This is a genomic window from Methylobacterium sp. Leaf104 (assembly GCF_001422885.1).
Taxonomy (GTDB): Bacteria; Pseudomonadota; Alphaproteobacteria; order Rhizobiales; family Beijerinckiaceae; genus Methylobacterium.
The window spans coordinates 799,801-821,217 of sequence record NZ_LMMZ01000001.1 but is presented as its reverse complement, the minus strand read 5'-3'; the positions used below and the strand labels follow the sequence as shown (position 1 = coordinate 821,217).

The window sequence follows — 21,417 nt, the reverse complement described above, 5'->3', positions numbered from 1 at the left end:
TGGGGACCGAAGGCCGCAGCGGCCGCGCTCAGTCCGCCCGCATCTGCTGCGGCCCGCCGGTCTTGGCTCCGGGCGAGCAGCCGCAGGCCAGGGGCCGGCCGCCGGCCTTGGTCGGCAGGGTCTCGCAGGTGACGAGGTGCCGGAGCAGCCGCTCCATCTGGGCGATCTGGTAGGGCTTCTGCATCACCGGCACGGCACCATAGGCCGGCTCGATGCCGGCCAGGCCGTAGCCGGTGGCGAAGATGAACGGGATCCTGCGCTCGAAGAGCACGTCGGCCACGGGGTAGCTGCAGGTCTCGCCGAGATTCACGTCGAGGATCGCCATGTCGATGTCGGCACCGCGGGCCAGGGCCACCGCCTTGTCGAGCCGCATGGCGATCTCGACCTCGCAGCCGAGGTCGAGCAGCATGTCCTCGCCGAGCATGGCGACCAGGCTCTCGTCCTCGACCAGCAGAACGCGTCGTCCCCCGAGGTCGATCATCGTGCGGCCCGCCCCGTCACCAGGTCCTGGCCGTGCCAGCCGAGGGCCGTGAGCGGGACGCACAGGTGACAGGTCACGCCGGTCGGCGCGAAGGCGAGGGTCGCGGTGCCGTCGAACTCCATCGGCAGCTGCCGCTCGATCAGGCGGCTGCCGAAACCCTTCCGCGTCGGCTCGGTGACGGGCGGACCACCTTGCTCCGTCCAGACGAGGTCGAGCCGCTCGCCCGCACCGGTCGGCTCCAGGGTCCAGGACACGCCGACCCGTCCCTCGGGGACCGAGAGCGCGCCGTACTTGGCCGCGTTCGTCATGAGTTCGTGCAACGCCATCGCCAGGGTCACGGCGACCTTCGGGTGCAGGCGGGTATCGGGGCCGACGAGATCGAAGCGGCCGGTATCCACCTCCGCCAGGGCATGCGGCGCTAGGGCGCCCTCGACCACGCTGCGCAGGTTCGCGCTCTGCCAGTTCTGCGCGGTCAGGACGTTGTGGGTGTTCGACAGGGCGACCATGCGGGCGTCGAAGGTCTGGCGCGCCGCCGTGTCGGTCTTGCCCCGGAACGTCTGCGCCGCGATCGACTGGACCGTCGCCAGGGTGTTCTTGACCCGGTGGTTCAGCTCGTTGGTGAGCAGGCGCTGGCGCTCGGCCGCCGCCTTCTCCTCGGTGATGTCGCGGACCTCGATGATCGTGCCGATGATCCGGGCCTCGTCGTCGCGGATCGGGCTCGCCGTGAAGCCGACCGGATAGAAATGCCCGTCCTTGTGGACGAACACCTCCTCGCCGCGCTCCTGATTGTTCTCCGGGAAAGCCCGGTCGATCGCGCATTCGGCGAGCGGAAAGGGCCGCCCGTCCGGATAGGTGTGGTGGACGATGTCGTGGAGCGGGCAGTCGCGGGCGAGCACCTCGGTCAGGCTGTATCCGGTGAGGAGTTCCGCCGCCCGGTTCATGTAGACGCAGTGCTGGCGGTCATCCATCAGGAAGATCGCCACCGAGGCGTTGTTCAGGACCGCGTTGAGGCGTCGCTCGGTCTCGTGAAGCTGCGAGTCGCGTCGCAGGGTGGGCAGGGTAGTGGTCGTCGTATCGAACGTCTGCATCGGTCCAAGGCTCGGCACGAACGATCGTTTCTCGGAAATGGACAGCGCGGGAGCTGGCCGTGAGCGGTTCAGCGGCATTGCGTGTCGCGGACCGCGGGGCGGGAACCTCGCCCTGCAGGCATAGGTCAACGGTCGGCGCCTACCGCAATCCACGGTTTGGGCATTGGTTCCGATTCCGCCGCGATCGTCCCGGACGGTGCGTCATCGACGGGCTGCCGGGCGTCGGCTAGGGAGGCGTCAGGCACCGCGAATCGTGTCGGGGAGCGGTGGCCCCCGGTGCGAACGGCTCCGCCCAGGACGAAACGGGGGCTCATGGACGACGCGCTCGAACGGCTTCGTCTGAAGGAACAGGCACTCGAAGCGGAGATCGCGGCGCTGCGGGCGCAGCGCGACGCCATGGTCCGCTCACCCGAACCGGGCCAGCGAACCTCGGCCGCGAGCGCCGACCTCCTGTTCACGGCGGCGGAGAAGACCCGCATGCCGATGATCATCACCGACCCGAACCAGCCCGACAACCCGATCGTCTTCGCCAACCGGGCGTTTCAGGACCTGTGCGGCTACGGGGCCGAGGAGCTGCTCGGGCGTAACTGCCGCTTCCTCCAGGGCGCCGGCACCGATCCGGCCGAGGTCGCCCGGGTCCGCGACGCCATCGCGGCGCGGCGCGACGTGGTGGTGGAGATCGTCAATTATCACCGTGACGGCGGCGCGTTCCGCAACGAGCTCTACGTCAGCCCGGTCTACGACCCGGACGGGCGGCTGATCTACTTCTTCGGCAGCCAGCTCGACGTCACCCGGTTCCGCACCGAGGAGGGCAAGCTCGCCGAGAGCGAGGCGCGCTACCGGACGCTGTTCGACGCCATCGATGCCGGGTTCTGCATCGTCGAGATGCGGTTCGATGCCGGCGGCCGTCCGGTCGACTACCGCTTCCTGGAGGTGAACCCGGCCTTCGAGCGTCAGGCGGGCCTCGGCGACGTGGTGGGCTGCTGGGTCAGCCAGGTCATCCCGGACCTCGAGCCGCGCTGGCTCGAGACCTACGGCGAGGTCGCCCTCACGGGTCGGCCCGCGCGGTTCGAGAGCGGCGCGGTCGCCCTCGGGCGCTGGTTCGACGTCCACGCCCTGCGGGTCGGCGAGCCGGTCCAGCACCGCGTGGCGATCCTGTTCAACGACATCACCGACCGGCGCGAGGCCGAGACGCTGCTGCGGACGACGGCGCGGGATCGGACGGCCGAGCGCGACCTCGTCTGGCGTGCCAGCCGCGACCTTCTGGTGGTCTGCGGGTTCGACGGCCTCTACCGGGCCGTGAACCCGGCCTGGTCCGAGATGCTGGGCTGGCCGACGGACCTCCTCGCCGGATCGCGCTTCGACGACTACCTCCATCCGGACGACGTGCCGGCCGCGACCGCCGCGTTCACGCGCCTGACCGAGGGCGGCGTCCTCGACAACCTGGACGTCCGCATGCGGACGGCGGACGGCGACCTGCGCTGGGTGTCGTGGAACGCGATTCCGCAGGGCGACCACTTCTATGCCGCCGGGCGCGACGTCACCGAGCGCAAGGCCCTGGAGGAGCAGCTGCGCCAATCGCAGAAGCTCGAGGCGGTGGGCCAGCTCACCGGCGGCGTCGCCCACGACTTCAACAATCTCCTCACGGTCATCAAGTCGTCCACCGACCTCCTCAAGCGGCCCGACCTGCCGGAGGAACGCCGCCAACGCTACATCGGGGCGATCTCCGACACGGTCTCGCGCGCCGCCAAGCTCACCGGGCAGCTCCTCGCCTTCGCGCGCCGACAGGCCCTGAGCCCGGAGGTCTTCGACGTGGCGCGCGGCGTCGCCTCGGTGGCGGACATGGTCGGCACCCTCACGGGCGCCCGGATCCGGGTGGAGACCGAGGTCGATCCGGGGCTCGCCGCCGACGGCACGCCGCTGACCTGCCTCGTCGATGCCGATCCGAGCCAGTTCGACACCGCCCTCGTCAACATGGTCGTGAACGCGCGTGACGCCATGGACGGCGAGGGCCGGCTCCGGATCCGGGTGAGCCGGGCGCTCGCGATCCCGGCCGTGCGGGCGCATCCGCGGGTGCGCGGCGATTTCGTCGCGGTCTCGGTCTCGGACACGGGGTCGGGCATCCCACCCGAGGTCATGGAGCGGATCTTCGAGCCGTTCTTCACCACGAAGGGCGTCGGCCAGGGCACCGGCCTCGGCCTGTCCCAGGTCTTCGGCTTCGCCAAGCAGTCCGGCGGCGAGGTCGTGGTGGAGAGCGCCGTGGGACACGGCACGACCTTCACCCTGTTCCTGCCCCGCGTCCGGGGCGCGATGCCGCCGCAGGCGGTCCTGCCGGAGCCGGCCTCCCTGGCCGATGGGCACGGGACCCGGGTGCTGGTGGTCGAGGACAATCTCGAGGTCGGCGCCTTCGCCACCCAGGCGCTTCAGGAACTCGGCTACGTCACCCGCTGGGTCACCGATGCCGAGCAGGCCCTTCAGGTGCTGGAGCCGGCGGAGCGCGCCTTCGACGTGGTGTTCTCGGACGTGGTGATGCCGGGCATGAACGGGATCGACCTCGGACAGGCGATCCGGAGCCGCCATCCCGGACTGCCGGTGGTCCTCGCCTCCGGCTACAGCCACGTCATCGCCGAGCGGGGCACGCACGGGTTCGAGCTGCTGCGCAAGCCCTACTCGGTGGAGGACCTCTCCCGCATCCTGCGCCGGGCCGTGGCCCAGGGTCAGCGCGGCGACGCGTGAGGAAGCCGGCCGGATCGCCGGCCTGCGACCCCGCCGGGAAGAACCCGGGCGCCGGGATGAACCCGGGCGCGGGCCTCCGGGTTGACCCGCGACACGGCGGCGTGACGGACCGGTCCTCGGCCCCGTCGCGCCGTGCAACCATCGGGACACCAGACATGAGCGACGGCGCCACCGCGAGCGACAGCCCCTTCATCAAGGGCCGGAATGCCCGCCTCTACGGCAAGCAGCGCGAGAGCTGCCCCTATGCCGAGGGAAGCGAGGACCGCGCGGCCTGGATCCAGGCCTTCGACGAAGCGGCGGATGACCGCCCGGAAACCGAGACCGGGACCATCGACCCCCAGGCCGCCGCGAAGCCCTGACCCGCCTCGACGGGCCGGGGCGGCCAGGTGCCCCGGCTCGCATCAGCCGTTGAGGATGCGCCGCTCGGCCTGGAGGTAGCTCGGGCTGAATTCCGCCAGTTCGCTGAGGCGCTGCCAGTCGAGAATGGTCAGCCGCCTGCCGGAGAGCGCGATGAGGCGCTGCTTCCGAAGGGCCTGGAGCGACCGGTTGACGTGCACGTTCGACAATCCGACCGTCACGGCGATGTCGGTCTGCGTCACCGGCAGGTCGTAGGTCATGCCCCGCACCAGTCCGACACTGCTCAGGCGCAGGTGCAGTTCGCAGAACAGGTGCGCGATGCGCTCGATCGCCGTCCGGCAGCCGATGTTGACGATCCACTCGCGCAGGGTCGCCTCGTTGATCAGGATGCACATCCGAAGCGCCTGGCGGACGGCCGGATGTTGCCGCACGACCGCCTGCAGCGCTTCCGAGGGCACCCGTGCGACCCGGCAGGGCGAGAGCGTGCTGATGGTGTGATCCATCCGGTTGATCAGCCCGGTCTCCAGCCTGCAATGATCGCCCGGCAGGAGAAAGGCGGTGATCTGGCGCGCCCCGTTCTGACGGAACTGGTTGCGGCAGGCGAACCCCCTGAGGACGATCAGGACCCCGTCCGCCGGCTCGCCCTCGCGCAGGATGTCGGTGTGGGCGGGGTAATCCTTGGCGCTCGCCACGAGGCGCGAGACCGCCTTGCGCGCCTCCGCCGAGAGGTCCTGGAAGGCTTCGAGCTTCTGCAACAGGGCCGAGGCCGGCACTTCCGCCGCCGGGAAGACGGGGCGATCCTCGACCGCCGGATGTCTGAGGGCCTGCACCATCTCACAAATTCCGGATCGCGGTTTCGTCGAGGGCGCTGACGATGTCCGCGGGCCTCGCGGATCTCTCCGGCCCCGGGGCGCCGGAGGCCCTTTGCCTCACGGGGCCGTCCCGCCGATCGGACGCGTGAATCACGAAGGCAACTCCGCGGCGGCGCAGGCTGCGCGTCGCCCATGCGCGGCCGGCGTCCCTGAGCCGCGCTTCGAGTCCGGTGCGTTCGCCCGGCCCTGGCGGCGTTTCATCCGAATCGGCGGCAACGGCCTCGTCGGCCGGCAAGACCAGCCCGCGTGGCGGTCCATCCCTATCCATGAAACGCCTCCCCGATGTCAGAAGTCGACCAATTCCAGAGATATTGCACTCCAGATAAGACCTTAAACACCAATCGACGCAAGTGCAGCTTTCGATTCCGATCTGTACGAATTCACGCAATGAACTGAGGTATGATACCCGACAATTCATCCTCGAATCCGATTGGCGAGCGCGTCCCAACCTAGACTTGTCGATCGCTCGCTCGCCTGGCAGGTTGGTGCCACCTGGACGGCCCCATGGCGTTCGGCCTTCATCGCTGGTGACCGGCCGCGTCGGAGCGCGATCCTCCGTGACGACAGAAGACGCCTGCCATGCGGTCTGGGGACCCGAATCTCCCGCGCGCCGGGCGGCGTCGCTCGCCCGCCGCCCTCTCCACACAACGGGCTCGGTCTGGCGATGATGCCGACGGATACCCGCGCACGCCCCGGCGGACGGTCTTGGCGATGGGTGGATTCGCTCATCGGAATCCGTCACGCCCCGCAGGGCCTCGAAAAGGCCGTGACCTCGACACGTGCTCGTGGTCGACCGACGCGCAATCGGCCCCTCCGCAGCGGGCCGCCCGGCCTTCGGATCACCGGGCGGATAATCCGTCGATCGGTCTCGAAATGCGTACGTTGGTTTATAAAATTTGAATTCAAGAGATTAATAACTGTTCTATACAGATAACCAGACCTATCTACGACACGAACTTGCGATTTCGAGCCATATCCGCGACCCTGATTCGAGCGTGATACCGAGGACTTGGAATGGAAATCGCCCGTTTACTTCACACTTTCGCGGGTCCGTTGATGGCCCTCGCGGGAACGATGCCGTCCTGGCGCCGACCTTCCGCGCCGCCGCCGCCGCTGCTCGCGGGCCCGGTGGAGCGGACGCATGACTTCCCGGCCGTCCAGCCGAAAGAAACGCCCTATTGGCCGGAGCGGTCTCACATCCTTTCGGGCAAGCCGGAGCAGAGTGCGACCTACATCTACAAAAGTCCCGACGGATTGTTCGCGGCCGGAATCTGGACCTGTCAGCCGGGCAAGTTCCGCATCGACTTCGGGCGAGCGGAGTTCATCCAGCTCATCGAAGGCGTGGTCACGGTCACCGACGCGGAAGGCGTGTCGAAGACTTACCGGGCCGGCGACGCCTTCGTGACGCCCGCGGGCTTCTCCGGCACCTGGGACGTGGTCGAGCCGGTCAAGAAGCACTTCACCTGGTACGGCCCCGAGCCGGTCTGGTAGCGCGGGCGCCCTATTCCGCGGCGTCGATGATCCGGAAGCCCTCGATGCCCTGGCGCTCCGGATTGATCGCCGCCAGCGCCCGCTTGGCGGCCTCCAGCGGGTGCTCCGCCTCGATCCTCACGGAGGTCAGGTCGGGACTCTTGTAGACGGTGACGATGGTGTCCATCACCTCCGTCAGCGTCGTGCGCTTGTCCTCCGGCGCCGCGATGAGGAGTTGCAGGCCCCAGGCCTGGTAGAGGTCCACCAGGGCCTGGCTGTTGCGCACGTCGAGCTTCGAGAACGCCTCATCCAGTAGGCAGAGGCCGAGACCCGGGTTCTCGTCTCCGGTCCGATCGCCCGGATAGTAGGCCGAGGCGAGCGAGGCGGCGATGGCGACGTAGAACGGCGCCTGTGCCTCGCCCCCGGACCCGCGCAGGGCGCGGTTCGACATCGTGGTGCGGTTGCCCGCCCGGTCGCGCATGCCGATCTCGTAGACGAAGTAGTTGCGGTAATCGGCGAGCCGCGCCGCGCTCTCCTCCCCGGCGATCAGGGCCGTGATCTCGTCGATGGCCGCGGAGAGCGGGCCGTCGGGGATCGCGCCGCCCTCGTCCGGCAGGATCGCCTGGGCGGCGTCCGGCGAGCGCGCGACCTCGGTCGCCAGGGCGTGGACGGCAGCGTAGCGACGGTCGACCTCCGCCTCGAAGGCGTAGGTCTGCCCGGTGAAGGTCTGGCTCGACAAGCGCTCGTTCAAGGCATCGAGGCGCGCGCGGACGCGCTCGAACTTGTCGGCGAGCCGGGTCAACAAGTCCTCGATCATCAGGCGGCGCATCTCGTTCTCCGCCCGCCGCGCCTGGTCGCGATAGCGGCGCAGCTCGTGTCCCGCCACCTCGTCATGGGCGCGCTGTGCCCAGCCGTAGCCGAAAGAGGCCGGCGCATCGCCGGTACCGAGCGGATTCTCGATGCGCCACTGGACGCAGTACTCGGCAAGATCCCGCTCCGCGGCACGTCCCTGGGTCCGGGCCGTCTCCGCCGCCTCGCGAGCCCGCGCGCGGGCCGTGTTGGCGAGACTTGCCAACGCCTTCGCGTCGAGGTCCGACCGCTCGGCGCGCAACCCGGCCAGCGCCTGCGGGTCGAAGGCGCCCGGGCGGACGAGGCGGATGCGCATGCTGTCGCCGCCGGTCCAGCGCTGGTAAGCGGTCCGGCGCGCCTGCAGCGCGGCGCGGGCCGCCTCGCGGCTCGATGCCACCTTGGCCTTCAGGCCAGCCTCCTCGCCCAGGAGGAGGTCGCGTTTCGGCTCCAGCACCTGGACGAGTTCGGTGAGGTAGGCCGAACGCTCCTTGGCGAGCTCGACGAGTTCGGCTTCCAAGACGCCGGTCTCGGCGCGCTCGACGCTCTCCCGCTCGGTGGTCAGGCTGCGGCGCCGGCCCTCGATGGCGTCCGCCTCGGCGCGGAGTTCCGCGAGATCGAGGCTGGTCTCGGAGAGCCGACGCGTCAGGGCGGCGGCGATCCGGGAGGCTTCGCGCAGGACGTCCGCTTCCGCCCGCGCCCGGCGCGCCTCGGCCACCGCCTGTTCCCAGTCCTGGCGGCTCTCCGCCGTGGGTCCGCGATGCCCGCGCGTCATCATCAGCTGGACGGGCCGAACCACGGAATAGGCCATCCCCGAAGTCGAGCGCCCGCTCGGGGCCACGGCGCGGCTCATATGAACGAGCGCTGCATCGTTCGGAGCGAGGTCGTAGCCGCCGAGGCGTGCACCGAGGAACGCCTGGGCATGGGGATCCGCCGTCGCGATCAGCGCGAGGGGACCCTCGTCGTCGCGCCCGCCGCGGCGCCGTGCCGTATCCGTCGTCTTCACGAGCAGGCAGCGATAGAACTGGCTCTTGCGCGCTTCGAGGTGAGCGAAGGCCTCGTTGAGCCGGTCGGGCTGCACCACCAGCGCCTCCCGTGCCCCGCCGAGGAGGCCTTCCAGCGCCTGCCCCCACTTCGGATCGGTGATCTCGGCGAGTTCGCAGATCGGCGTCGCGACGATGCCGCGGCCCGCCAGTTCCTCGCGAAACGCCGCTACGTCGGCGGACAGGCGCGGCGCCGAACTCCGACCTGCGCTCGGCGCCGGCGCGCGCGCCTGCGCCTCGTTCTCCAGAGACCGGGCGCGCAGGGCCGCATCTTCCGCTGCCCGTTCGAGGGGCGTCGCGATCTGCGGCATTCCCGCAAGTCCGCCGATGAGCGCCGCGAGGGGACCGTCCGAGCGCAGGGTTTCTTCCGGATTGGCCTCCCGCCGCAGACCGGACCGGGCGCAGGCTTCCACCAGACGGGCGGCCTCGGGCGAAACCTTACGGATCTCGCCGATGTTCACCGTAAGCTTGCCGGCGTCGAGCACGATGCCGACCAGTTCGCCGACCCGGGCGGCGAGGTCGCGTCGATCGCGGGCCAGCATGGCGAGACCGGCATTGGAGGCGGCGAGCCGGCCCTCGGCGGCGGTGCCCGCCAGGAGCGCCTTCTTGCCGGCGATCTCGCCGTCGATCTCACGGACGAAGCCCTGACTCGTGGCGACGCTCTCCCGGGCGATCCGCAGGCGCTCGGCGACATCCCTGAGGGCCTGGCGCGCGGTGACGTTGTCGAGGATACGACGCCGCAGGTCGGCATCTGCGGCGCGCAACTCGCCGAGGGCCGAGGCGAGGCTCGCCTCCGCCCAGGTTTCGTAGCGCCCCAGGATGCGGGCAAGCTGGGACAGGCGCCGCTCGAGCTCCTCAATGGTCTCGAGGAGGCGCCGCCAGGTTTCCACCGATTGGCGGATGCGCGCGACATCGAGGGGCTCGGGCTCGAGCACGAAGGAGCGGACGAAGGCCGAGGAGTCGAAGATCGGCTTGAAGGCGACCGCATTGGAGAAGGTGCGCAGGAAATGGCGCGGCTCCGGCACCGCGGCCCCCTCGCGCAGCATGCCGAGCAGCTCGGTGGTGAAGCGCTCGCCCGACGCCCGGTACTCGTCGAAGGTCTCGCCGCGGGTCCGCAGGTCCTTGGCGATCTCGGCCCAGGGCGCGACGAAGCTGCCGCCCGGCGCCTCGCGGACGTAGTCGGCGACTTCGAAGCGGTGTCCGACATGGACGAAGCGCGACAGCGTGGTCTCCCGGCTGTCCTCCGCTCGGGCCGCCAAGGCGAGCCCGGCCGAGACGACCCGGCCCGTGGTTTCGTTCTCGAAGACCAGGACGATCAGGGTCTCACAGGCCTCGCGAGTGGGACGCCCGCCCTCTGCCGGGTCGCTGATCCAGCCGAGACAATAGTCCCGCACCGTGCGGGCGCTGCGCCCGGAGGCCGAGGCGTTCAGGGCGAGCCGGCTCGCGTTGTTACCGGCGAGCACCGTGCCGACCGCGTCGAAGATCGTCGACTTGCCGGCGCCCGTGGGTCCCACCAGCGCAGCGGCGCCCCGGATCCGGATCTGCTCGCGGCGGATCAGGTACCAGTTCGAGAGAACGATGTCGGTGAGGCGGTACACGGCCGGTGCTGGAAGTCCCGAAGCGAATGTGATCGCCTCGGAATGGACGCTGTGCGCCGCCGATGCAAGCCGCGGCCCGACCCGGCCTGGGGACGTATCACCCGAGTCCCCGTGGGGTGGCGCAGTCCGGCGGCCACGGACCGGTGCTGGCGACGGCACCCGCTTTCCCCGGTACGTCCGCCCCGGAAGGGGCCTGATCCGTCAGGCCTCGGCGTCGCCGCGCGCGGCGCCCCAGGCCCGGACCTGATCCATCCAGGCATCCGGCGACAACACCGCGATCCCCGGCAGCACCATCAGGGGCGTGATCTTCTCGACCTTGTCGCGTTCACCCAGGCGCAGGCCGCCCTTGCGGGAGAACAGGCGCAGGATCTCGGTGAGGCGCGCCTCCTCCGGCGGATCGCTGCGCGTTGCGGTACGGATCGACTCGACGATGTCGTCCGTGGTGCATTCGACGACGCCGTCGGTTGTGACCCGATGGGCGCGCAGGCCCTCCTCGTAAGCGAGGCGGAGGGCGAGCAGCACCAGCGTCTCGTCCTTGCGGAGGCGCTCCGCCTGGGCATCGTGGCGGACGCCTTCGGGTGGGACCCGCAGGCACACCATCTGGTCGCGGTGCATTACTTCGAAGCCGTAGCCGAGGCACGCGAAATAGGCCTGGAAGAAGGGTGCGTAGTGTCGGGCCAACTCGTAGGAACGCCCGATGCCCGGCGTTCCGCCATAGATGCACTGGCTCTTCAGCATCACCTGAAGGGCGCGCGTGAGTTCTTCTTCCGAAGGTGCACGCGCGCCGGGCGGGGGCGGCTCCTCGCCGTCGAGAATGGCGCGAAAGGCTTCGAGCATGACGGACTCCGCGGACGCGGAAGGCGCCCGCGCCGGTCGGTGTCTCTAGCCCCTCCCCGCGCGTCGCGCCAAGGGCGGGACGCGCGTCCGCGTGCGCCGCTCAGGCAGCGACGGCCGGTGTCGCCCGGAACAGCGAGAGACAGGCTGTGTCGCGATGCATGCTGAGGATCGAGGCGCGGTCCAGGGAGGGATTGGCCGCGAGGACGCGTTGCACCTCGGCCACGATGGTCTCGTACCGGGCTGAATCGTAGTTCGGCTCCAGCGGACTCACCGCGATGTAGGTCTCGACCACGAGAACCCGCTCGCAGCGCTCCCGACCGACTTCAGCGGCAATCCAGGCCGATTTGATGAGGCATTTGGCGGTGGTCATGGGCGAACGCTCCCGCAGACTTTCGTCTCTCCGGTTTCGCATCTTGCGCGCGAAATCCCGTGAAGCATGAACCCGTCCCGGAATTTTGCCAAGGGCCAGGATTAAAACACATCGAGTCGTCGACACTTGAACGAAAGCAAAGAAAATCGGAGTCGAGTGCCCCCCGAACGTAACGGTGCAAGACGCGATCACCGCCGGAGCGCGGGCGCCCTTTCAAGCAGGAAATCCGGGCAGTCGAGCCAGCCGTTCGAGACCCGTCCCTCCACACGGGAGAGCCGATAACGGGCACGCAAGGTCCCATCGAACAGGACGTCGATCTCGCGCAGACGCTGGAAGACGACGAAGTCGTCGACGTCGGCGATGTGGATCTGCGATCCGCGAATGGCACGCTCACGCCCGAGGTGGGTCTCGATGAAGGTGACGATGCGCTCCGGAGTCACGGCGACACGCTCGCGGAAGGCATCCTTGGCAGCGATGAAGGCTTCCACAACCGGGTCGAGGGCGATCTCCGGCAGGGGCTCGGATTCGATCGCCGCCCTTCGCAGGCGCGGGGCGTAGCAATGCGGCTCCCCGATCGGCGGCCGGAAGAGTGAGACCTGCGGGTCGGGAATCCCGTCGAGGTCATCGTCGGCGCCGGCTACCGCGCGCAGGGCCGCGGCGGTTCTCTCGATCCGGTCGGAATCGCGGTGATCGAGATAGCGCAAGGTGGCGGCGATCCGGCGCTCGAGCCGGGCGACGATGTCGGCGACGGCGTCGATGTGACGGTCGAGCCCCTCGAAGATCGCCAGGATCTCGGCAAGGTCGCCCCGGACGGCCCGCTCGGCGCTCTCTCGGTCGGGCGCTCGCCCCTCGCGCAGGCCCGCATCGGTGAGCGCCCGCAAGGTCAGGGGATCGCGCAGGGCCCGGCCAGCCTCGCGCACGATGCCGGACCGGAAGCGAAACGGATTGAAGCGGGTGTGCAGCGTCCGGTAATCGCTGACGAGGTGCCGGGCCACGAACTCCTCGAAGTACAGGCGTAGGGCGACCCCCTGGTCCGCCTCGCACAGGATGCGCTCCTCGCTCTTGCGCATCGACCCGGCGAGACTGCGCAGGTGGCTCAGGAAGGTCCGCGCCGACTTGGCGGCGTTGACCAGCGCCTCGGAACGTTCGGTCGGATTGGCAATGGCGCTTTCGAGGCTGCCCAGCACGTCGAGCACGGCACCGCCGTAAGAGCGCCGCTCACCCCTGTCGAGGCGCGCCAGTTCCTCGATCACCATCCGCGCTTCGGGGTCGAATTCGACGACCGGGACGTAGCGCTCGCGCCGCTCGACCAGCCAGCCGGCGTCGAGAAGGCGGCGATAGACCACCGAGCGCCGCTCGCCGGGCTCGAGCGGCGCCGCGCCCTCGTCGTCGACCTCCCGGTCGACAAAATCCGCGGTGAAGTCGCCGATCGCGGTCAGGAGTTCGCTTTTGCGCAGGGGCTCGGCGGTATCCCCGAAGACGCGACCGTGCAGGTGTAGCAGCAGAGCTGCGTTGAAGGCCCGGCTCGGCGAGGCGAGCGGCTTGAAGAGGTCGTCGGAAAGATGCGTGAACAGCATGATAGGCCCGGCAGAGATGAGCCTCGACCGGCGCGGAGAGTCAAATCGCTGGCGGAAAGACGCGTGCGTCTCCTTGAACTCGGGCCGCCGTCGCCGCGTTGATCAATGGTCGTTCGCGTCCCGCGAAGCCGTCCGTTTTCGTGGAGCCTGCGATGCCACCCCACCACCGGAGCGCCCTGCTCCTCGCCTTGTCCGTCCTTGCGGCCCCGACCCTGTCCGGAGGCCGTGCGTACGCGCAGCCGGCCGCGGAACAGCCCGGGGCGGGCTTCCTGCAGGCACGTCCCGGAGCGATGCGCGGCTCGAAGATCATCGGCCTGCCGGTGGTCGGCATGGATCACGTACGGGTCGGCTCGATCGAGGACGTGCTGATCGGCGACGACGGCAAGGTTCAGGCGGTGGTGATCGGAGTCGGCGGCTTCCTCGGCATCGGCGAGAAGCTGGTGGCCGTTCCCTACGACGCCGTCGCCTGGAACATGAAGGATGTCCCGCTCACGGGCGGTCCGACCTCGGTGGCGACGCCCGAGACGAAACCAGGCCCGCAGGCCGCCGCCGAGGTCAAGCCCGAGACCATGCCCGGTGCCGACACCACGCGCGACGTGCTCGGCGCCGTGCAGGACAAGCATACCGATCGCGTCACGTCCGCCACCGGCACCATCGATGAAACCAAGAAGCCGGCGGCCGGTCGCGCCACGGCCCTGGCCGGCGGCGTGCCGTTGGAGGCGGAGATCCGCCTGACCAAAGCCCAGATCAACGCCGCGCCGGCCTTCCAGTACGGCGCGGCCCGCAAGGCCGAGCAGTAGCACGGAGGGAGGCCTCACCGATGAACCGCACCCTGACACCAAGTGCCTTCCTCTGGATGGCGACCCTCGGCACGGCCCTCGCACAAGCGACGAACCCGGCGCCCCCGATCCCGGAACGCGGGCCGGCCGGCTCGAACTCCTCGGCCGCGAATGCGGCGGCCACGGATTTCAACTGGGTCTGGCTCAGCCTCGTGATCGCGGTGGTTGCCCTCGCCATCTGGTACGTCGCGCGTCGGCGCCAATCGGGCAACATCCGCTGAGTGCCATCGACGGCGGAGCGATCTGGCATCCGCGCGGCCGTCGGTTCGATGGGTGATCGCCTACTGGCCAGCGCTCGGGAAAAAGAGTTGCTTGCCCTCGATCTTGTAGCTCGCGATGGCTGCCTGGCCATCCCGGGAGACCAGCCAATCGATGAAGGCTTGGCCCTCCTTGGCCTTCACGCTCGGGTACTTGGCCGGGTTCACCAGCATCACGCCGTAGGGATTGAAAAGGCGCTTGTCGCCCTCGACGAGGATGGTGAGATCGCCGCGGTTCTTGAACGAGAGCCAGGTTCCGCGATCGGCCAGGAGGTAGGCTCCCAGGGCAGAGGCCGTGTTGAGGGCCGGTCCCATTCCCTGGCCGATGTCCCGGTACCAATCACCCTTGACCGCGCCCAGATCGACGCCCGCCTCCTTCCAGGTCCGCAACTCTGCGCTATGGGTGCCGGAGCGGTCACCGCGCGAAACGAAGGGAACCCGAGCGGTGGCGAGCTTGCCGAAGGCCGCGACCACGTCGCCGCCGCGTACGCCGGCCGGGTCGGTTTTCGGGCCGATGAGGACGAAGTCGTTGTACATCACGTCCCACCGCTTGGTGGCGAAGCCCTCGGCGAGGAACTTCTCCTCGGCCGCGCGGTCATGGACCAGCACCACGTCGGCATCACCCCGCCGGGCCGCATCGAGGGCCTGACCGGTACCGAGTGCTACGACCTTCACGGTGATACCCGACTTCGCTTCGAACAGCGGCAGCAGGTGCTTGAACAGGCCGGATTGCTCGGTCGACGTGGTGGAAGCGACGACGATCGAGGCCGGGTCGGCCTGGACGGCGGAAGCGGCGCCGAGGGCGAAGAGCAGGCCGAAGGTCAGGAGGCCGCGGCGAAAGATGTCCAAGGGAGTTCTCCGGTGATGTAGGCCCGCGTCTCGGGAGCCTGGGGCGAGGTGAGGAGGGCTCTGGTCGGACCCTGCTCGACGGCGCGTCCGCGCGCGAGCACGACGGCCTCGGCGGCGAGCCGCGTGACCTGACCGAGATTGTGGGAGACGAGTACGACCTTGGTACCCCGGCGCGCGATGTCGAGGATCAGGCCCTCGACCAGTTCGGTGGCGCCGGGATCGAGATTCGCCGTGGGCTCGTCGGCCAGCAGGAGATCGGGCTCGACCGCCCAGGCGCGCGCCAGGGCCAGGCGCTGCTGTTCACCGCCGGAGAGGCGCGTCGCTGGCGCTTCCGCACGATCGCCGAGGCCGACGCGGGCCAGGGCCGCACGGGCGCGGCCCGTTCGCTCGGAGCGCAGCAGGCCGAGGGGTTCCAGCGCGATCGCGACGTTGGCGAGGGCGCTCGCGCGCAGCAGGGCCGGTCGCTGAAAGACGAAGGCGCGGCGCATGGGACCGTCGCCGACGATCCGCACGGACCCGGCATCGGGCCTGAGCAGGCCATCGATGACCCGCAGGGTCGCGCTCTTGCCAGCGCCGTTCGGGCCGATCAGTGCGGTGATGCCGGCCGCGGAGATGTGCGCGCTGAGTCCATCGAGGATGGTGGTGCCGTTGCGGGCGAGCGCGAGGTCGCTGAGTTCGATCGCAGGCATCCGGTCAGCCGTAGGCACGCGCGGCGTGCGAACGCAGGAGCGCCGCCACCGCGTTGACCAGGATCACGAGGACGATCAGCACCAGACCCAATGCGAGCGCGAGGCTGAGGTCCCCCTTCTGGGTCTCCAGGGAAATCGCCGTCGTCATCGTGCGGGTGTGCCCGTCGATGTTGCCGCCGACGACGAGGACGGCACCGATCTCCGAGATCGCCCGTCCGAAGGCGGCGAGCGCCGTCGTCACCAGCGAGAAGCGGGTGTCGTGAATGAGCGCCAGCGCTCGGCGCGGCGCCGAGAGCCCGAGCGAGCGCAGCTGCTCGCCGAGATGCGCCTCGGAATCCGCCACCACCTGCCGCGTGAGGGCCGCGACGAGGGGCGTCGCCAGCACGACCTGAGCCGCCACCATGGCGCCCGGGGTGAACAGCAATCCGAGGGAGCCGAGTGGACCGGAGCGCGACAGCACGAGGTAGAGCACGAGCCCGACGATGACCGGAGGCAGGCCCATGAAGGCGTTGAGGAGACCGACCAACACCGGCCGGCCCGGAAAGTCGGCCACCGCCAGGAACGCGCCGACCGGAATCCCGATGCAGAGCCCCAACCCAACCGCCGTGAGGCTGACGCGCAGGGAAAGCCACGCGATCGCGAGGACGTCGCGGTCGAGGGTCGCCAGACGCGAGATCGTTTCCTGGAAGGTCTGAAACATCGGAACCGGGCTGTGCGAACCCTTGCGGGATGATACGGGGTCACCAGAAAGATCAATAGGAAAGTACTTGCCGATGCGCGCGTCGATGCCCCTGGCGCTGCAAGCCGACGGCGACTGGAACGGCCTCGCTCTGCGAGCCACCTTCGCCCTGCTCGACGCCCTGGCCCGCTCGAACTCCCTGCTCGCCGCCGCGCGACGACTGGGGATTTCCTATCGCTCGACCTGGAGTCGGGTCACCGCCCTGGAGACGGCACTGGGACAGCCGGTGGCGGTCAAGACCAAGGGGCACGGCACCGTGCTCACTCCCTACGGCCGCGCCCTGCACGCCACCCTGGCGGAGATGTACGACCGGCTCGGCCCCGTCCTTGCCGCCGAAGCGGCGCGAACGGCCGAAGCGCTGCGGGGCCTGGACGTCCGGTCGCCGGCGCCGTTGCGACTCGCGGCGAGCCACGATCCGCTGCTCCTCCGCATCATCGACGCGAATCCCAGCATCGAACTCGCGGTCGCCGGGAGCCTCGATGCGCTCGCGCATCTCCGCGCCGGGACGACGGAGGCCGCCGGCTTCCACTACGGTTCGGAAGGCCCAGTACCGCCGCCGTTCGATGCCCTCTTCCGCGACCCGGATCTGACCGTGAGGCCGCTGTTCCGGCGCCAGCAGGGGCTGATGCTGCCGCAGGGCAACCCGCACGGCGTGACGGGCGTCCGGGACATCGCCCGCCTCGGCCTGCGCTTCGTCAACCGCCAGCGCGGGGCCGGCACCCGCATCTGGTTCGAGCGGCTCTGCGCAGAAGCCGGCCTCGAGACGGGAGCCATCAGGGGCGCCCAGACCGAGGAATTCACCCACCAGGCCGTCGCGGCGCTGATCGCCACCGGGACGGCGGATGCCGGGATGGGAACGCCCGTGGTCGCCGAGCGCTTCGGCCTCGCCTTCCACCCGTTGGGCTGGGAGACCTACTACCTCGCGGCCCGAACCACCGTCGATGAGACGGTGCTGGCGGGACTGACGGAAGCCGCCGACGACGCGGCTGGAGCCACCCTCGGCTACCAGAGCACGGCGTGCGGATAGAAGGTGAGGATGTCCCCAGGCGCCACGGCCGTCACCCCGTCGCCGAGTTCGACGAGCCCGTCGCTCTCCGTCAGCGACGAGAGCACACCGGCGCCCTCGCGGGGATACTTCACCGCCTCCAGGACGGCATCGGAGCCGAGGGCGACGCTGACGCGAACAAATTCGCGCCGGCCCGCCTTCTTGCGATAGGCGAAGGCGGCTCGGACGGGCTGGCCGAGGGGCGCGACGTCCCTGCCTCCCCCGAGGCGCGCGAGGAGCGGGCGCACCACGAAGAGCAGCGTGACGTAGACGGCGCCGGGATTGCCCGGCAGCCCGACGAACGGCGTCCCGTCGACGACACCCATCGCGACCGGACGGCCGGGCTTGATCGCCAGACGCCAGAACATCAGGGCGCCGACCGCCTCGACCGCTGCCTTGACGTGGTCCTCCTCCCCGGTCGAAACGCCGCCCGAGGTCAGGATCAGGTCATGGTCGCGTGCGGCCTGCCGCAGACGCGCGGCGAGCGCGCCCGGCTCGTCGCGCAGGATCCCGAGATCCGCGACCTCGGTACCGAGGCGGGTGAGCAGCGTCGCGAGCATCACCCGGTTCGAATCGTGGATCGCGCCGGAGGGCAGCGGCGCACCAGGCTCGGCGAGTTCGTCGCCCGTTGAGAACAGGGCCACGCGCAGGCGCGTGCGCACGGCGATCCGGTCGTGCCCCGAGGCTGCCGCAAGAGCAAGGTCCTGCGGCCGCAGGCGCCGCCCGGCCGGGATCGCGCAGGCGCCGCGGGCAATGTCTTCGCCGGCATCCCGGGCATTGGCGCCGCACTTCAGCCCGGGGGGCAGTGCGACCACGTCGCCTTCGCGGCGCACATCCTCCTGCATGAACACCGTGTCGGCCCCGGGTGGCATCGGGGCACCGGTGAAGATCCGGATCGCCCCGCCATCGGTCGCGATCGCCCCGGCGGCGGCGCCTGCCGGAAGCCGGCCTCGGACCGGAAGCCGCGTCTCCCCCTCGGGAGCGAGATCGCGATGGCGGATCGCGTAGCCGTCGACGGCCGAATTCGGAAACGGGGGCACGTCGTGCAGCGCCAGGACCGTTTCGGCAGCGATCCGCCCATCGGCCTGGACAAGGGGCAGCCATTCGGTGCCGGCGAGAACGGGCAGGCGCTCGCCGATCAGCGCCACGGCGTCCTCGATGCGCATCAGGGCACCGCCGAAGGCGAAGCAATCGTCGGTCAGCTGGGCCATGGCCCCTCCACATGCGCCAGCGCCGTCTCCAACGGCTCTGCCAGGGCGAGAACCAGATCGGCAATTTTCGCGATGGCGTCGAGGTCGACCACAGGTACGGCGGCATCCGCGAAGGCCCGGTCGCTCGCCACGGCGACGATGCGGGGGTCGTCGGGGTGGATCGGCGGCTTGCCGTTGGCGACGCGATGGACCTCCAGCTTGGCGTGGGCCTCGCGCTTGAAGCCCTCCACGATCACGAGGTCACAGGGCGAGAGCCGGCGCAGAAGGTCGCCGAGTCGCGCTTCCGGCGCGTCGCCGACCTCATGGATCTGAACCCAGCGCCGCGACGAGGACACGATGATTTCGGAGGCCCCCGCCTCGCGGTGAACATAGGAATCCTTGCCCGGCTGGTCCACGTCGAAGGCGTGGTGCGCGTGCTTGATCGTCGCCACCTTCACGCCGCGGGCGACCAGCAGCGGGATCAGACGGGACAGGAGCGTGGTCTTGCCTGCTCCACTCCACCCGGCGAGGCCGATGACCCGAGCGGGATTCACGATGCCTCCGCGGGCGAGAACCCGGCTTCGCTGAGGCCTGCGCGCGTCTCGGGCTCGCGCAGGCAGGCGAGGAAGGCGCCGAGGGCTGGCCGGTCACGGTGCTCGGCCCGATAGGCGAAATCGTAGCGCTCGTCGGCGAGGGGCAGGAAACCGAGGCCGTAGGCCCGCGCCACGGTGGCGATGGCGACGCCCCAGTCGGCCCGTCCCTGCGCCACCGCCGCCGCGACGGCGTTGTGCGAGCGCGGCTGGTTCCAGAAGCCCGGCGGGCGGGCACCCTTGAGGAGGCCGTCGACGAGGGCGCGGGTGCCCGAACCGGTGTTGCGGTTGACCAGGACGGTCTCGGGTTCCGCCAGGGCCGCCGCCACGGCCTCCTCCGCTGAGCGGCCTTCGAACAGGGGATGGCCCGGCCGGAAGACGACACCCTGAAGGCGCCCCCATCCCTCGGCCAGCACCATGCCGGGCGAGAGGAACGGGCGGTTGTAGATTCCCGTCTCGGCATCGAGCAGATGCATCGCCGCGAGGTCGCACTCGCCCCGGGCCAGGGCGGCGAGGCCACCGGCGGAGCCGACCCAGATGGGCCGCGCGCGAATCCCCCGCTCCGCCAGCCGACCGATCACCCGGTCCAGGCCGACGCAGTGGCTGCCGATGATCGTGAGGTCCGGCGGCCGGACGCCGGCGCCGAGGCGGGTGACGGACACCGACTCACCGGCCTCCGTGCCGGCACGGGCGGCAGGGATCGTGAAGAAGCCGTCGGCCTGCGAGAAGGCCGTCACCGAGCCGGAGCCCTTGGGCAGCGGCAGGGCGCGCAGGCCCGTCTCCGTCTCTGCCAGGGCGGTCATCACGAATTCCGTGCGACCGCGCTCGGAGGGAACCCGCTGGGGCAGGATCGCCGCGACGCTGGTCTCCTCCCGCGGCGGCAGACCGGCCATCGCCCGCACCAGCGGCACCACGACATCGTGGAACGTGAACATCGCCGAGGTCGGAAAGCCCGGCAGCACGACGATCGGGGTTCCCTCCGCCACCGCGAGGCAGAGCGGCTTGCCGGGCTTGAGGGCAACGCCGTGCACGAGAATGCCAGGCTCGCCGAGACGCTGGAGAATGCGGTGCGAGACGTCCCCGGCGCCCTTCGAGGTCCCGCCCGACAGAACGACGATGTCGCTCCTGGCGATGGCATCGCGAAGCGCGGCCTCGAGGGCCGGCTCCTGATCTCGAACGATGCCGAGCGGCCTCACCGTGCCGCCGTTCTCGGTCACCGTGGCGGACACGATCGGCCCGTTGGAATCGTAGATCGCTGCCGCCACCAGCGCTTCGCCCGGAGCGACGAGTTCGTCGCCGGTGGAGAGCACCGCGACGCGTGGGCGGCGGACGACGTCGATGGCCGCGAGACCGCAGGCGGCCAGCATGCCGATCTCCCGCGCGGTGATCAGCATCCCCTTGCGCAGAACGGTCTCGCCCGCGGCCATGTCGGAACCGGCATAACCGATGAACTGGCCCGGCCGCGCTGGCTGGGCGAGGTCGATCGAGGGGCCGTCCGGCCGAAATTCGGTCTGCTCGATCATCACGACCGCGTCGGCGCCCCGCGGAACAACCCCGCCCGTGGCGATCGGCGTCGCGGTGCCGGGCGTAACGGCCAAGGCCGGCGCGACCCCGCAGGCGAGGATCTCGCGATTGAGGGCCAGCCGGCGCGGCAACGCCTCTCCGGCGCCCTCGGTGTCGGCGGCGCGCAGCGCGAAGCCATCGACCAGAGCGCGGTCGAAGGGCGGCACGTCGATGGGCGAGGCGACGTCGTGGGCGAGAACCCGTCCGAGCGCGTCGGCGAGTTCCACGGTCTCGGCTGGCAGGGCTCGGTGCGGCACGGCCGCCCGGAAGCGCTCGACCGCCTCCTCACGACTGACGACGGTGAGGAACTGCTCCTGGCGGGCGGCCTGGGCCAGACGGTCGAGGAAGGCGCTCTCGTCAGAGGCGATGGCGGTGGGCATG

Annotated in this window: 19 protein-coding genes; 6 read left to right on the top strand and 13 right to left on the bottom strand. The window is 70.1% G+C overall.

The genetic code is table 11. The features are described 5' to 3' along the window. Positions 1 to 28: 28 nt before the first annotated feature. Complete coding sequence (locus tag ASF49_RS03855) at positions 29 to 481, bottom strand: response regulator (RefSeq protein ID WP_056467809.1); 453 nt, start codon at positions 479 to 481, stop codon at positions 29 to 31. Continuing rightward, entirely contained in the window at positions 478 to 1,569 is a 1,092-nt protein-coding gene (locus tag ASF49_RS03850) for a sensor histidine kinase (RefSeq protein WP_056467806.1), read from the bottom strand. The genes ASF49_RS03855 and ASF49_RS03850 overlap by 4 nt, the downstream gene beginning before the upstream one ends. A 312-nt stretch (positions 1,570 to 1,881) precedes the next feature. Between ASF49_RS03850 and ASF49_RS03845 the strand changes: the two genes are divergently transcribed. After that, positions 1,882 to 4,305 (top strand): hybrid sensor histidine kinase/response regulator, encoded by a 2,424-nt coding sequence (locus tag ASF49_RS03845; protein ID WP_056467803.1) that lies wholly within the window; start codon positions 1,882 to 1,884, stop codon positions 4,303 to 4,305. Between the two features lie 155 nt (positions 4,306 to 4,460). Continuing rightward, on the top strand, positions 4,461 to 4,664 hold the full coding sequence (locus ASF49_RS03840; RefSeq protein ID WP_056467799.1) for a ribosome modulation factor: 204 nt from the start codon (positions 4,461 to 4,463) through the stop codon (positions 4,662 to 4,664). 42 nt (positions 4,665 to 4,706) lie between these two features. Here ASF49_RS03840 and ASF49_RS03835 read toward each other — a convergent pair whose 3' ends face one another. Continuing rightward, a complete protein-coding gene (locus tag ASF49_RS03835) occupies positions 4,707 to 5,495 on the bottom strand; it encodes a Crp/Fnr family transcriptional regulator (protein ID WP_082510793.1) in 789 nt (262 codons plus the stop codon). 1,053 nt (positions 5,496 to 6,548) lie between these two features. Between ASF49_RS03835 and ASF49_RS03830 the strand changes: the two genes are divergently transcribed. Beyond that, positions 6,549 to 7,025: a cupin domain-containing protein gene (locus ASF49_RS03830; RefSeq protein WP_056467797.1), complete on the top strand. Its 477-nt coding sequence runs from the start codon at positions 6,549 to 6,551 to the stop codon at positions 7,023 to 7,025. Positions 7,026 to 7,035: 10 nt separating this feature from the next. Here the strand turns inward: ASF49_RS03830 and ASF49_RS03825 are convergent, their stop codons facing one another. From ASF49_RS03825 to ASF49_RS03810, 4 genes are all read right to left on the bottom strand, one after another. Beyond that, positions 7,036 to 10,491 carry an SbcC/MukB-like Walker B domain-containing protein gene (locus ASF49_RS03825; protein WP_056467794.1) on the bottom strand — a complete coding sequence of 1,152 codons (3,456 nt, stop codon included), beginning with the start codon at positions 10,489 to 10,491 and terminating at the stop codon, positions 7,036 to 7,038. A 201-nt stretch (positions 10,492 to 10,692) separates the two neighbouring features. Further along, positions 10,693 to 11,328 carry a DUF4194 domain-containing protein gene (locus ASF49_RS03820; RefSeq protein ID WP_056467790.1) on the bottom strand — a complete coding sequence of 212 codons (636 nt, stop codon included), beginning with the start codon at positions 11,326 to 11,328 and terminating at the stop codon, positions 10,693 to 10,695. Positions 11,329 to 11,428: 100 nt separating this feature from the next. Next, positions 11,429 to 11,698: a hypothetical protein gene (locus tag ASF49_RS03815; RefSeq protein ID WP_056467786.1), complete on the bottom strand. Its 270-nt coding sequence runs from the start codon at positions 11,696 to 11,698 to the stop codon at positions 11,429 to 11,431. 188 nt (positions 11,699 to 11,886) lie between these two features. Continuing rightward, positions 11,887 to 13,275 (bottom strand): Wadjet anti-phage system protein JetA family protein, encoded by a 1,389-nt coding sequence (locus ASF49_RS03810; protein WP_056467783.1) that lies wholly within the window; start codon positions 13,273 to 13,275, stop codon positions 11,887 to 11,889. Between the two features lie 152 nt (positions 13,276 to 13,427). On the opposite strand from ASF49_RS03810, the gene ASF49_RS03805 reads away from it, so the two are divergent. Both ASF49_RS03805 and ASF49_RS03800 read left to right on the top strand, forming a co-directional pair. Then, positions 13,428 to 14,075: a PRC-barrel domain-containing protein gene (locus ASF49_RS03805; RefSeq protein ID WP_056467780.1), complete on the top strand. Its 648-nt coding sequence runs from the start codon at positions 13,428 to 13,430 to the stop codon at positions 14,073 to 14,075. Between the two features lie 20 nt (positions 14,076 to 14,095). After that, positions 14,096 to 14,335 (top strand): hypothetical protein, encoded by a 240-nt coding sequence (locus ASF49_RS03800; RefSeq protein ID WP_056467778.1) that lies wholly within the window; start codon positions 14,096 to 14,098, stop codon positions 14,333 to 14,335. Between the two features lie 60 nt (positions 14,336 to 14,395). Here ASF49_RS03800 and ASF49_RS03795 read toward each other — a convergent pair whose 3' ends face one another. From ASF49_RS03795 to ASF49_RS03785, 3 genes are read right to left on the bottom strand one after another with little or no spacing between them, the layout of a single operon-like run. Beyond that, positions 14,396 to 15,220 carry a substrate-binding domain-containing protein gene (locus tag ASF49_RS03795; RefSeq protein WP_056467775.1) on the bottom strand — a complete coding sequence of 275 codons (825 nt, stop codon included), beginning with the start codon at positions 15,218 to 15,220 and terminating at the stop codon, positions 14,396 to 14,398. After that, positions 15,193 to 15,909 carry an ATP-binding cassette domain-containing protein gene (locus tag ASF49_RS03790; protein WP_056467774.1) on the bottom strand — a complete coding sequence of 239 codons (717 nt, stop codon included), beginning with the start codon at positions 15,907 to 15,909 and terminating at the stop codon, positions 15,193 to 15,195. The genes ASF49_RS03795 and ASF49_RS03790 overlap by 28 nt, the downstream gene beginning before the upstream one ends. 4 nt (positions 15,910 to 15,913) lie before the next feature. Beyond that, the gene (locus ASF49_RS03785) at positions 15,914 to 16,609 is read right to left on the bottom strand and encodes an ABC transporter permease (RefSeq protein ID WP_056467771.1); all 696 of its coding nucleotides are present in this window, start codon (positions 16,607 to 16,609) and stop codon (positions 15,914 to 15,916) included. Positions 16,610 to 16,682: 73 nt separating this feature from the next. Between ASF49_RS03785 and ASF49_RS03780 the strand changes: the two genes are divergently transcribed. Continuing rightward, positions 16,683 to 17,675, top strand: a complete 993-nt coding sequence (locus ASF49_RS03780) for a substrate-binding domain-containing protein (RefSeq protein ID WP_056467768.1) — start codon at positions 16,683 to 16,685, stop codon at positions 17,673 to 17,675. On the opposite strand, the gene ASF49_RS03775 is transcribed toward ASF49_RS03780, so the two are convergent. From ASF49_RS03775 to ASF49_RS03765, 3 genes are read right to left on the bottom strand one after another with little or no spacing between them, the layout of a single operon-like run. Further along, positions 17,651 to 18,904, bottom strand: coding sequence for a molybdopterin molybdotransferase MoeA (locus ASF49_RS03775; RefSeq protein WP_056467763.1), 1,254 nt, complete (start codon positions 18,902 to 18,904; stop codon positions 17,651 to 17,653). The two genes, ASF49_RS03780 and ASF49_RS03775, sit on opposite strands and share 25 nt — an antisense overlap. After that, a complete protein-coding gene (gene mobB / locus ASF49_RS03770) occupies positions 18,892 to 19,437 on the bottom strand; it encodes a molybdopterin-guanine dinucleotide biosynthesis protein B (protein ID WP_056467761.1) in 546 nt (181 codons plus the stop codon). The genes ASF49_RS03775 and mobB overlap by 13 nt, the downstream gene beginning before the upstream one ends. Continuing rightward, complete coding sequence (locus tag ASF49_RS03765; RefSeq protein WP_056468098.1) at positions 19,434 to 21,416, bottom strand: molybdopterin biosynthesis protein; 1,983 nt, start codon at positions 21,414 to 21,416, stop codon at positions 19,434 to 19,436. The genes mobB and ASF49_RS03765 overlap by 4 nt, the downstream gene beginning before the upstream one ends. Position 21,417 lies beyond the last annotated feature (1 nt).